Below are 11,580 nucleotides of genomic sequence, written 5' to 3'. Positions count from 1 at the left end.
GCCCGGCAACCGATTCGGCATCCAACAATTCACGCTGATCATCAGAGCGACCCTGCACCGATCAATCATCCCCAAAAACCCAGAACAAACCGACCCGGCACACCGTATTAATTCAGCAGACTCCTAGAAGGTGACGGTGATCGGGTCGGCGGCTCGACAGCCGGTGTTGAATGTCTTCAGCGTGTCGAACCAGCACACCTGGCCGGTGGCGGTGAACGCGCCGCCCGGCGGGGTGGCGGCCATGATCACGTGAACGTTGTTCCAGCCGGGGAGTTTTTCGCATTCGCTGCGACCGTTCGCGGCCTCCAGGCACACGACGACTTCGGTCGGCTGGGAATCTGGAGAGCAGGTCGCCATGGTCAGGCGTGCTCGCACCGCCTTGGCGCCGTTGGCCAGCATCACGAGTTCCGGCGCCGACAGCGCGGGCTGACAACCTTCCGACGTCGGCGGCGGCGGCTGAGCCGAAGCCGTGGGGACACCGGCGGTCAGGGAGCCGGCCACCACGACGGCCGCCAACAGTGAGCTACGCGCAAACATCATCAGATCCTAGTCCTTCGAGCCTGAGGCAGAACGGGTTTCGCCCCATTCGGAGACGAGGTCGTCGACCGTGGTCAGCCTGCCGAGTACCGCGATCGTATTGTCCAGGACCTGCTCGGCGTAGCTCGACGGCGTCCCGCCGACGGCGTCCCGCGGCACGACGAGGTCGAAGCCGGCCTGGGTGAGGTGACCCGCTGTGGTCGGCAGCGCCAGATTCAGTGAGACCCCGGTGAGCACCACTGTCCGGATGCCCAGGCCCCGCAGTACGGGCAGCAGTTCGGAGTCCAAGGTGGGGAACAGGCCGTGGTGGCGTGCCAGCACCAGATCCGATGCGTCGAAAAGCTCATCGAGGACCTGCGTTTCCGGCTTCTGCGGTGCCCACTCGGCGGTCAGCGGGCCGAGCGCGCGCCAGATCCGCGCGGTGCCGGGGTGGCCACCACCCAGTGCGCCCTCGTAGGTGGCATGCACCACCCGGACGCCGGCGGTGCGGGCGGCATCCAGCAGGCGGCGCAGATTCCCGACCAGTTCGGAGCTGTCGGTGGCCAGCTGCGGCAGCACGGACTCGGGTCCGAGAACGCCGTTCTGACACTCGACGCACAGGACCGCCACGCCGTCGAGAGTCCTCACGATGTGCGACGCAGCACGAGCGATCCGAGCGCGAATGTGTTGGCCGGAAAAGCGAGTTCGGCGGTGCAACCCGGGGCGACTTCGAAGTCGGGCATCCGGTTGAGCCACTCCTCGACGATCAGGCTCAGCTCCATGCGCGCCAGATGTGATCCCAGGCAGCGGTGCGGGCCGCCGCCGAAGCCCCAGTGCGCGTGAACTTTTCCGTCCATCACGACGTGATTGGCGGAAATCGCGTCGTGGTCGTCACGGTTGATCGCGGCGATGCACAACCGCACCTTGGTGCCGGCGGGGAGCGTCACGCCGCTGATGGTGACGTCGTCGGTGGTCACCCGCGGGACTATCGGGGCCGGCGGCTCCAACCGGACGATCTCCTCGACGAACACCCGGATGTCGTCGGGGTTGTCGCGAAGCCGGTGCCGGAGTTCAGGATTGCGGGCCAGTTCGAGCAGAGCGAAGGCCATCGACGAGGTGACGGTGTCCAGTCCGGCGAGCACGAACAGGAAGCTCAACCCGATGGCCTCGGCATCGTCGAGCGGATCATCGCCGGTGAGCACTTTCGACAGCAGGTCATCGCCCGGATTCGCGCGGCGCTCGTTGATCGCCTCCGAGACGTAGGTGACCAGTTCGAGTGCGGGAGTGAGGTCGGCGCCCTCCATCGACGGCAGCTCCGAGAGCGCGATGACATTGTCTTTCCAGGCGATGAGCCGGTCGCGGTCCTCGAGCGGCAGACCGAACAGTGTCAGAAAAACCTGGGAGGGGTAGGGGATCGCGATGTCGGCCATCACATCAAGTTCGCTCTTGGCGGCGGCCGCCTCGACGATCGCGATCGCCTGCCGTTGCAGCGACGGCAGCATCTCCTTGAGCGTGTGCGGGCTGAAGAACGGCTGCAGGATCTTGCGGAACCGGGTGTGCTCGGGCGGGTCGAACGCGATCGGAACCAGCGGCAGTGGGCTGCCGAGCTCGTCGAACGCCTTCTTCGACGAGAACAGCTGTGGATCACGCAGCGCGGTGAGGACGTCGTCGCGGCGGGTGATGTAGTAATAGCCGTCCATGTACACGACGGGACCGGCGTCGCGCACGGTCTTCCAGCCGACCCCGCGGTCGGCGGTCATCGGCAGCTCGGCCCATTTGAGCTGCGGCACACCGTCGATGACCCGGTCCTTCTGGTCGGTGCTCATGACTCTCCCTTGTTTCTAGAACGCTGACCGGTGCAGTCCACCGTCGACTTCGATCCACGCCCCGGTGATGTAGCCCGCGGCCTCTGAACACAGATACGTGATCAACGACGCGATCTCGTGCGGCTTTCCCATCCGGGCGGCAGGCACCCGGGCTTCCCCCAGCATGAACTTGCGCCGGTGTTCCTCGGTGGCGACGCCGATGTTTCGCTCGATGTACGCGATGGCGTTCTGGGTCTCGATCCACCCGGGAGCGACGGTGTTCACCGTGATCCCGTAGCGGGCGTACTCGTCGGACACCGTCTTCAGCAGGCCGACGGTGGACGGGCGGGTGGCATTGGCGACGACGTGGTGGATGTATCCGGCGGGTTCCTTGGCGGTCGCGGAACCGATGTGCACGAACCTGCCCCACCCGGCTTCCTGCATCGCCGGCAGAACAGCTTTCAGAAGCAGGATGTGGCTGATCGTGTAGGCCTCGAACGATTCGCGGTAGATGTCGAGGTCGTCGATGTCGGCGAAGTCGCCCGGCCGTTGATAGATCGCTTGGCCGACCACGATCAGCGGCGCGCCGTGCTCGTTCTGTATCCGGGCTACGGCGGCGTCCACCTGCTCGGGTTGGGTGACGTCCGCGCATACGCCCACCGCCGCACCGCCGCCCGTCCGGATCTCCTCGACGGCAGCGTCGACGTCGGTTTCGGTTCGCGCCATCACCGCGACCCGGCAACCCTCGGCGGCGAGCATCTTGGCGACCTCGAACCCGATGCCCTTGCTGCCGCCGACGACCAGCGCCGATCTGCCCCGGATGCCGTAGTCCACCTGGGCTCTGCCTAACCCCGACGGACGTCCATGCCGGCATCGACCTTGAGCAGGCTGCCGGTGAATGAACGGCCTTGTTCCGATATCAGGAACAGGATCGCGTTGCTGACGTCGCGTGGCTCGACCATCGGCAGGTCCGGCAGCGCCGTCTGCACGGCGTTGACCATCCGCGGATTGTCCTCGATCACCTTGAACAGGGCGGGGTTGTCGGTGATCATCGGCGTTGCGCAGTTGGTCGGAGCCACGGCATTCACACGAATACGGTCAGCCGCCAGCATTGCCGCGTATGCGCGGACCAAACCGACGACAGCGACCTTGGCCATCAGATAGGCGTCACTGCCACCGCGGCCGTCGGTCAGGTCCAAGAGCGCGACCATCGAACTGGTGGCAACCAGGTTGCCGCCCTCACCCCGTTCCTTCAGGTGGGGGATCGCGATCTGGAAGGCGTTCCAGACGCCGATCTGCATGATGTCCAGACCAACTCGCAGTGCTTCGGACGCGTCACGCTCGTCGGCGTTGGTCAGCACGACACCGGCGTTGGCGATCACGGTGTCGATGTGGCCGAACTCCGCGACGCCTGCGTCGAAGGCGGACTGCAACGCGGGTTTGTCGCGCACGTCGGCCTGTTGGATCAGCATCTGCTGGCCGGTCTTCTCGACCAGTCGCGCGGTCTCCTCGAGATCGTCCATCGTGCCCAGCTTGTAGGGCACGATCTCGAGGTCGTGGCAGATGTCCACGCCGACGATGTTGGCGCCTTCCTCGGCGCAGGTGACGGCATGCGAGCGACCCTGCCCGCGCGCCGCGCCGGTGATGAAAACGACTCGGCCGTCAAGTGATCCCACGGAAACTCTCCTCATCGACATGTTGCGCGGGCACGCCGCAGTACGTGGCGTGGATCACTGGATGCTACCGCGAACGACGTGAATCATACAACTATTTAGCAATTTCGATCGATGCGGAGCGCGCTGCGGTCAGAAGCTCGTGGCAAGCACCCGCGGTGCTCGCCGAGTGTGAAACCACGACCGATTCCAAGCGTCAGTTTCCCGCCGCGGATTCACACTCGGCAGCCTGTTACTTCGGGGTGAAGCGTTGTGCGCCGTCCAAGCGCATGACCTCGCCGTTGACGTAGCCGTTGGACAGCAGGAAGACCGCCGCATCGGCGAACTCGTCGGGGGTGCCCAGGCGCTTGGGGAACGGGACGTTCGCGGCGAACTTGGCGATCGCCTCCTCGCCGACCGACTCCATGATCGGGGTCTTCATCGTGCCCGGCGCAATGGTGTTGACCCGGATACCGGCCGAACTGAGATCACGGGCCGCGGCGATGGTCAGCCCGATCACGCCGGCTTTGGCTGCGGCATAGGCGGTCTGGCCGATCTGCCCCTCGTATCCGGCGATCGACGCCGTCAGCACCAGCGCCCCGCGCTCTCCATTGTCCTGCGGGTCGGCGGCCGCGACGGACGCGGCGACCAGGCGGGCCACGTTGTAGGTGCCGTTGAGGTAGAGGTCGATGGTTTTGGTGAAACCTGCGAAATCGGCGGGGCTGCCGTCGCGCTGGACGATGCGCTGCGCGACGCCGAACCCGCCGTGCGCGACGACCGCATACCGCAACCGTCCGATCGCATTGGCCTGTTCGATCGCCGCATTGATCGAGTCCTCGCTCGTCACATCGGTACTGGCGAACACGGCGCGCTCACCCAGCTCGTCGGCGAGTGCCTTGCCCTTGTCGGCGGCCAGGTCGGCGATCACCACACCCAGACCTTCGGCGTGCAGGCGCCGCACTGTGGCCTCGCCGAGTCCACCCGCGCCGCCGCTGACGATCGCCGACGCGCCATTGAATTTCTCGATTGTCACTTGTTCTCCTTCGTAGGTCGCCGAGCGTGAAACCACGGCGAATTTCTGGGCGGATTTTCGCCGTAATTTCACACTCGGCGTAGAAGGTTCACAGGTTGCCGATCACCAGGTCCCACGGATTCGCGGAATCCAGCGCCATGCGGCCCAGCCGGCGCGCGTACCCCGCGGTTGTCCCGAACTCGTTGGCCCACGCTTGCGCGCGCAACGTCACCCACCACAGCGGGTGCTCGGCCGTCACACCGATCGCGCCATGCAACTGGTGGGCGATCGTCGTCACCGGTGTGACGGCGCGACCCACGGCCACCCGGGCCGCGGTGACCGCGAATTCGGTCTGCGGAGAATCGAATCCGTGGTCGGCCGCGGCGGCGACCGCCAGCGACGCGGCCGCGCGGGCACGTTCGATCTCACCGGCCATCCCGGCCAGCGCGTGCTGCACCGACTGGAACTTGCTCAGCGAGCGGCCGAACTGTTCACGCTCGGCGGTGTGGCTGACCGTCATCGCGGCAGCGGCGTCCAGTGCGCCGACGATCTGCACGGTCCGGCACCAGGCGCCGCGCATCACCAGCTCGGCGACGACGCCCGGGTCGACGGCGGTCAGCGCGGCGGAGGCGAGGTCCAGGGTCACGCGGTCGCGGGGTTCGCCTGCGGCATTGTGCCCGTCGACGATGTCCGCGGGCTTGACCACACCGACGCGCGTCTCGCCCTGAGCCTGCACCACCAGAAGCACCGCGGCGCTGGCCCGCGTCCACGGGACACCGGTCGCGTCCGAGTCGTCGGCGAACGCGACCGTCAACGGGCCGTCGGGCACCTCGACACCCGCCTGGCGCGCGAGCCAACTTGCCAGCGTGTCGGTTTCGGCGAGCGGAACCGCACCCGCATACCGCGCGACGCCGGCGAGCACCACCGCCAGCTCGTTCGGTCCCGCGTCGCTGCTCAGTTGGGTGAGACCCGTGTCGGAGAGGTTGCCCCACAGCTTCTCGTCGAACTGATCGGGAATCCGGCGGACGCCTATGCGCGCCTCGAACGACCGCCGCCCGATGTCGTCGACGAGCTGGCGCAGGTCGGCGTAGTCGTCGGCAACGTCGGTGGCGAACACTCCGCCTGAAAGTGCGCTCATCGCAACCCCATTCCTCGTGCGACGACGCCGCGCAGCACCTCGTTGGTGCCGCCGCGCAGCGTGAAGATCGGTTTGTGCAGGATCGCGGTGGCCGTCAGCGCCGCCAGCTCCGGGGTGGCGGACACCCGGTCGAGCACGTCGGCGATCACCTCGATCGAATCCTGTTCGAACCGGGTGCCCAGATCCTTGACCAGCGCGGCCTGGTTCGCCGCGTCGTTGTTGTCGCTGAGTGTGCGGGCCACCCACACCGACAGCTGCCGCAGCGAAATCAGCCGTCCCAGAAGGTCGCCGACGATCCCGGCGGTGGTGTCGTCGGTGTCGGGGCTGCTGCTCAGCAGCCGGATCGCCGCGACGATCAGCGGCACCGTCGACAGGATCCGCTCGGGTCCGCTGCGTTCGAAGGACAGTTCGGCGGTCACCTGGTGCCAGCCGTTACCGACCTCGCCGAGCACGTCGTCGTCCGGGATGAACACGTCCTCGAAGGCGACCTCGTTGAAGTGGTGGTCGCCGTTCATCATCAGGATGGGTTCGATCCGCACACCCTCGGCGTCGCACGGCACCAGGAATTGGCTGAAACCGGCGTGGCGCTTCTGCGGGTCGGCGGGGCTGGTGCGGGCCAGCACCACCACCTGGTGCGCCTTGTGTGCGCCGCTGGTCCACACCTTGGTGCCGTTGAGCACCCATCCGCCGTCGGTCTTGACCGCCTTGGACTGCACGGCCGCCAAATCGGAACCGGCGCCGTGCTCGCTCATCCCGATCGAGGAGAAGAACTCACCCGCCGCGATGCGGGGGAGCAGCCGCCGGCGTTGCTCCTCGTTGCCGTACGCCAGCAGACCCGGGACGACCTGACGGTCGGCCACCCAGTGCGCCGCCACCGGGGCGCCCTGCGCCAGCAGTTCCTCGGTGACCACGTACCGGTGCAGATGGGTCAACCCCGCTCCGCCGTACTCCTTGGGCACGATCATGCCCACGAAGCCGGCGGCGCCGAGCCGGGCGCTGAACGCCTCGTCCCACTGGCCCAGCCAGGAGTCGACATCGGGCTCCCAGCCGAACTCTTCGCGGTCTTTGTCAAGGAAGTCGCGCACCGATGCCCGCAACTCGGCGAGTTCGGGTTCGTTGGCGCGCAGCGCGTCGAATTGGCTCACGGATGTCCTAGATCGTCGGCAGCGGGGTGGAGTCGAGGTAGAAGTTCGGGACCAGATCATCCTCCGTGGCGGCGAGCCGGTATCCGGCGAGGTCGGTCACGCCCTCGTCGCGCAGCACCTGCTCGTCGGTGAAGAAGTTGCCGGTGCAGTCGGTCGAGCGCGTGACCAGCGCCTGCAGCGCGTCGGCCATGATCCGTGGATCGCGGGCCTGCGCCTTGACGTCCTCACCCATCGCCACCAGCATCCCGGTGCTGGCGACGGTGGTGGCCGGCCACAGGGAGTTGACCGCGATCGGGATGGACGCGAACTCCGCGGCCCAGCCCACGGTCAACAGGCTCTCGGCGTACTTGCCGACGGTGTGGCCGGTGTGCGCCCCGACCCACGCCGGTTCGAGGTTCAGCGGCGGGGAGACGTTGACGATGTGCGCGTTCTCCGAGCGGCGCAGGTGCGGCAGCGCGGCCTGCACGACCGCGAACGGACCTTCGACGTTGACCGCCAGCAGCCGCCGAAAGTTCTTGGGCGGCAACATCGACGTCGGGCGCAGGTCGAGCGCGCCCGCGTTGTTGACCACCACGTCGATGCCGCCGAAGGCGTCGGCGACCTCGGCCACCGCGGTGACCACCGATTCGGCCTCGCGGACGTCGCAGACCGCCTCGTAGGCCTGGCCGCCCGCTGCCCGCACCGCCTCGGCGGTCTCGGCGAGCGTGCCTGCGAGTTTCGGGTTCGGGGCTTCGGTTCTGGCGAGCAGTCCGACCCGCGCCCCGTCGGCCGCCACCCGTACCGCGATCTCGCGGCCGATGCCGCGACTCGCGCCCGTGACGATGACGACTCGATCGGACAGAGTTGCGGTCACCGATCCTCCTTGTGAACCCCCGACAGGTTCCTGCCGCGGAATGCTATAACTATATAGCTTATTAAGAACGCGAAGTCGCCCCGGGGCGCCGTCGGAATCGAGGTTCCATGACCCACGTCGTGTCGATCGGCACCTACCTGCCGCCTTGGACGAGCGGGAACAGCGGTAAGCGCAGGGTGAAAGGGCCAGACGAGGACGCGTTGACCATGGCCGTCGCCGCCGGACGCGCCGCAGACCGGCAGGCGCAGGCGCGCGCGGTGGTGCTGGTGTCGCGCAACTTCCCGCTCGTGGAAGGCGGCAACGGCGCGGTGCTGCTGGCCGCGCTCGGACTGCCCGGTACGACGCCGGTGGCCGAGGTGCTTGGCGGTGCGCCGGCAGTGCTGGACCAGATCGTCGCGGCACCGTCGGGCACGCTGGTCATCGCGGCCGACGACAACGACGCCGCCGTCGGTGCCGCCGCGGTGCTCACCGGCGAGCGCGGCGCGGAACTCAACGCCCACGCCCGGCAGAGCCGCAGCCTTCCCTTGGTGGCGCGCAGCGACGACGGGTCGCGCCACACCTACGCCGATCCGCGCCTGCAGCGTGAGGTCGGCGTGCGCGCGACGCTTGCCACGCTCGACCTGGAGGGTCCGGTGGCCGCGGTGGCCGGCGTGCCCGCCGCACAGCTGGGCAAAGCCGTAGATACCTCCGCCGCGGTGGAGGAGCCGACGACATCGGGGGCCGGGGTAGTCCGCGCGTTCGCCCGGGCGGTTGAGCAGAAGCTGACAGGATTTGTGATCGCCGTCGAACAGGCGACGGTCAGCGTCGCACAGCTCGGTTCGGGGGAAGTCACGGTGGCCCGCGACGAGATGGCCCCGCGCGACCTGCCCGCGTTCAAGACCGCCGAAGGCATCGGCATCCCGATCTCGATGCCGGCTTACAGCCGCGCTTTCGAACCGAAGATCCGTTGGGAAGCCGCGGTATTCGAGGAGCGGCCGGGGATCGACTCGGCGCCGCAGTTCCCGCCGCGGTTGCGGGTCGATGACTCCGGCGTGCTCGCCGACGAGTACCGGCTTGAACCGCTGCCGCGCACCGGCACCGTGTACACCCACACCACCGTGCGCATCCCGGTGCCGGACCTGCCCAGCCCTTACTCGCTGGCCGTCGTGCAGCTCGACGACAGCCCGGTCCGGGTGCTGCTGAAGGTGACCGGAGTGCCCGCGGGTGAAACCACGGTCGGCCAAGAAGGTGAAGTGGTGCTCAGACGGATTGCGATGCGATCGGGCATCCCGGATTACGGCTATGCATTCTGGCCGGGCCGCACGACGGAAGGGGTCCTGGCATGAGAAGAGTGGCGGTTGTGGGGGCGGGGATGACGCCGTTCGCCGAACACTTCGAGTTGGGTGTCAAAGACCTGGTTCCGATGGCCTACGCCGAAGCCGTCGGTAACGTCGACAAGGGAATCCAGAAGTCCGAGATCGAGGCGGCGTGGTTCGGCGAACTGTCGACCACCGACGGGTTTCCGTCCGGGATCCTGGCTGACACGCTGGACCTCACCGACATTCCGGTCACGCGCGTCGAAAACGCCTGCGCGACCGGAAATGATGCGGTACGCAACGGAGTGATGGCGATCGCGTCGGGGCTCTACGACGTGGTACTCATCATGGGCGCGGACAAGGTGCGCGAAACGTCGTCGACGACCACCTTCTGGGACTGGGCGGCCATGACGCGCGACAACGCCTGGGATTACCCGCTGGGGTTGGTGGCGCCGGCGAACTTCGCGCTGCACGTCACGCGGTACCTGCACGAGTCGCCGGCCACCAAGGAACACATGGCCATGGTCGCGGTGAAGAACCACTTCCATGCCCTCAACAATCCGAAAGCCCAACTGCGCTACGAGATCACGGTGGAGCAGGCGCTGGCGGCGCCGATCGTCGTCGAACCGTTCGGACTCTATGACTGCACACCGCAGAGCGACGGTGCCGCGGCGCTGATCCTGGCCGCCGAAGACGTCGTCGACCGCTACACCGACCACCCGGTCTGGGTCCGTGGCGTCGGAATCGGTATGGACCGCGTCATGCACCAGCACAAGCAGGACATGACGACGTTCCCGCCGACGGTGCGCGCGGCCAAGGCGGCGATGAAGATGGCAGGCCTGACGCCCAGCGACATCGACGTCGCCGAAGTGCACGACTGCTTCACCGGCGTCGAGTTGATCAGCTACGAGGACCTCGGGTTCGCCGACCGCTTCGAGGCCTACAAGCTCGTCGAGGGCCGCGAAAACTATGTCGGCGGGTCGATCCCGATCAATCCCAGCGGCGGGCTCAAGGCCAAGGGCCATCCGCCGGGCGCCACCGGCGTCGCACAGTGCTACGAACTGTTCAACCAGCTTCGCGGCAACGCCGAGAACCAGGTCGACGGCGCCCGGGTAGCGTTGGCGCACAACATCGGCGGGCCGACCGCCGTCTCCGCAGTGACCATCCTCTCCAGTGACAAGGACTGACATGACGACTTCTGAGATCGCCACCCTGCCCGGCTACGAGGAGTTCGCGCCGTCGCTGCTCGTCGAGAAGCGCGGCGCGGTGCATGTGGTGAGCATCAACCGACCGGAGGCGTTCAACGCGGTCAACGAGGAGGTGCACCACGCGTTCGCCACGATCTGGCGCAAGCTGTCCGCCGACGACGACGTCCGCGCGGTCGTGACGACCGGTGTCGGCAAGGCGTTCTCTGCGGGCGGTGACATGGTGATGTTCGGTCGGCTGATCGAGGACGCGGCGGCGCGTCAGTACCAGATCCATGAGGCCCGAACGGTTTTCCTCGAGGTGATCAACTTCCCCAAGCCGCTGGTGTCGGCGGTCAACGGCCCGGCCGTCGGCCTGGGTTGTTCGATCGCGCTGCTCAGCGACTTCCTGGTGATGGGGCAGAGCAGCTACCTGGCCGACCCGCACGTCGCGGTGGGCCTGGTCGCCGGCGACGGGGGAGCGGCCATGCTGCCGCTGCTGATCGGGCTGATGAAGGCCAAAGAGTATGTGCTGCTCGGTGATCGGATCACCGCCGCGGACGCCGAGAAGCTCAACCTGGTCACCAAGGTGGCGGCCGACGACGCCGTGCTAGACGATGCGCTCGCGATCGGGGAGAAGCTCGCGGCGCTGCCGCCGCAGGCGCTGCGCGCCACCAAGGTCGCGATGAACATGCACCTGTCGCGGGCTGCGCTCGGCGTGCTGGAGTACGCGTTGGCCGAGGAGTACACCTCGTTCTCCACACCGGAGTTCCAGGAGCGCGTCGCGGCGTTCCGCGCCCGATCCAAGAAGTAAGCGATTTCGGCGTAGTTGGTGGCGGTGAGCGCGCTGTGGTGTCTCGGGACATCGCTGACACCTATGGTGCCGGTTTTGGCTCGCGGATGCGATAGGTCCGGGTGTTGGATTCACAGCGCTGGTGGTAGCGCGTGGGGTCGGCGGTCAGTTCTCGGATGAGAGTCGT

At 67.3% G+C, this 11,580-nt stretch carries 12 protein-coding genes; 3 read left to right on the top strand and 9 right to left on the bottom strand.

Going from position 1 to position 11,580, the window contains the following annotated elements; all coding sequences use genetic code 11:
* Positions 1-123: 123 nt before the first annotated feature.
* From BHQ18_RS28505 to BHQ18_RS28465, 9 genes are all read right to left on the bottom strand, one after another.
* Positions 124-516 carry a hypothetical protein gene (locus BHQ18_RS28505; protein WP_131815745.1) on the bottom strand — a complete coding sequence of 131 codons (393 nt, stop codon included), beginning with the start codon at positions 514-516 and terminating at the stop codon, positions 124-126.
* A 30-nt stretch (positions 517-546) separates the two neighbouring features.
* Complete coding sequence (locus BHQ18_RS28500; protein ID WP_234794361.1) at positions 547-1,146, bottom strand: cysteine hydrolase family protein; 600 nt, start codon at positions 1,144-1,146, stop codon at positions 547-549.
* Between the two features lie 14 nt (positions 1,147-1,160).
* Positions 1,161-2,342, bottom strand: coding sequence for a cytochrome P450 (locus tag BHQ18_RS28495; protein WP_069416993.1), 1,182 nt, complete (start codon positions 2,340-2,342; stop codon positions 1,161-1,163).
* A 15-nt stretch (positions 2,343-2,357) separates the two neighbouring features.
* A complete protein-coding gene (locus BHQ18_RS28490; protein WP_069416992.1) occupies positions 2,358-3,155 on the bottom strand; it encodes an SDR family oxidoreductase in 798 nt (265 codons plus the stop codon).
* An 11-nt stretch (positions 3,156-3,166) separates the two neighbouring features.
* Positions 3,167-3,997 (bottom strand): mycofactocin-coupled SDR family oxidoreductase, encoded by an 831-nt coding sequence (locus tag BHQ18_RS28485; protein WP_069416991.1) that lies wholly within the window; start codon positions 3,995-3,997, stop codon positions 3,167-3,169.
* 229 nt (positions 3,998-4,226) lie between these two features.
* Entirely contained in the window at positions 4,227-5,006 is a 780-nt protein-coding gene (locus BHQ18_RS28480; RefSeq protein WP_069416990.1) for an SDR family oxidoreductase, read from the bottom strand.
* A gap of 88 nt (positions 5,007-5,094) precedes the next feature.
* The gene (locus BHQ18_RS28475; RefSeq protein WP_069416989.1) at positions 5,095-6,123 is read right to left on the bottom strand and encodes an acyl-CoA dehydrogenase family protein; all 1,029 of its coding nucleotides are present in this window, start codon (positions 6,121-6,123) and stop codon (positions 5,095-5,097) included.
* On the bottom strand, positions 6,120-7,268 hold the full coding sequence (locus BHQ18_RS28470; protein WP_069416988.1) for an acyl-CoA dehydrogenase family protein: 1,149 nt from the start codon (positions 7,266-7,268) through the stop codon (positions 6,120-6,122). The genes BHQ18_RS28475 and BHQ18_RS28470 overlap by 4 nt, the downstream gene beginning before the upstream one ends.
* Positions 7,269-7,275: 7 nt before the next feature.
* On the bottom strand, positions 7,276-8,121 hold the full coding sequence (locus BHQ18_RS28465; RefSeq protein ID WP_069416987.1) for an SDR family oxidoreductase: 846 nt from the start codon (positions 8,119-8,121) through the stop codon (positions 7,276-7,278).
* A 107-nt stretch (positions 8,122-8,228) separates the two neighbouring features.
* Here BHQ18_RS28465 and BHQ18_RS28460 point away from each other — a divergent pair, with 107 nt between their 5' ends.
* The 3 genes from BHQ18_RS28460 to BHQ18_RS28450 are packed head-to-tail and all read left to right on the top strand — an operon-like array spanning position 8,229 to position 11,414.
* The gene (locus BHQ18_RS28460; protein ID WP_069416986.1) at positions 8,229-9,446 is read left to right on the top strand and encodes a Zn-ribbon domain-containing OB-fold protein; all 1,218 of its coding nucleotides are present in this window, start codon (positions 8,229-8,231) and stop codon (positions 9,444-9,446) included.
* Complete coding sequence (locus BHQ18_RS28455; protein ID WP_069416985.1) at positions 9,443-10,603, top strand: thiolase C-terminal domain-containing protein; 1,161 nt, start codon at positions 9,443-9,445, stop codon at positions 10,601-10,603. Before BHQ18_RS28460 ends, BHQ18_RS28455 begins: the two co-directional genes overlap by 4 nt.
* A 1-nt stretch (position 10,604) precedes the next feature.
* A complete protein-coding gene (locus tag BHQ18_RS28450) occupies positions 10,605-11,414 on the top strand; it encodes an enoyl-CoA hydratase/isomerase family protein (protein WP_069416984.1) in 810 nt (269 codons plus the stop codon).
* The last annotated feature ends 166 nt before the right edge of the window (positions 11,415-11,580 follow it).

Source organism: Mycolicibacterium flavescens (assembly GCF_001722335.1).
In the GTDB taxonomy this organism is placed as follows: Bacteria; Actinomycetota; Actinomycetes; order Mycobacteriales; family Mycobacteriaceae; genus Mycobacterium; species Mycobacterium flavescens.
Note: the sequence above shows the minus strand (reverse complement) of the source record. Positions and strands in the feature narration are given on the sequence as shown.

Coding starts and splice junctions, on each gene's coding strand:
- BHQ18_RS28495 (WP_069416993.1), bottom strand. CDS start 2,342: ATGAGCACCGACCAGAAGGACCGGGTCATCGACGGTGTGCCGCAGCTC.
- BHQ18_RS28475 (WP_069416989.1), bottom strand. CDS start 6,123: ATGAGCGCACTTTCAGGCGGAGTGTTCGCCACCGACGTTGCCGACGAC.
- BHQ18_RS28460 (WP_069416986.1), top strand. CDS start 8,229: ATGACCCACGTCGTGTCGATCGGCACCTACCTGCCGCCTTGGACGAGC.
- BHQ18_RS28455 (WP_069416985.1), top strand. CDS start 9,443: ATGAGAAGAGTGGCGGTTGTGGGGGCGGGGATGACGCCGTTCGCCGAA.
- BHQ18_RS28450 (WP_069416984.1), top strand. CDS start 10,605: ATGACGACTTCTGAGATCGCCACCCTGCCCGGCTACGAGGAGTTCGCG.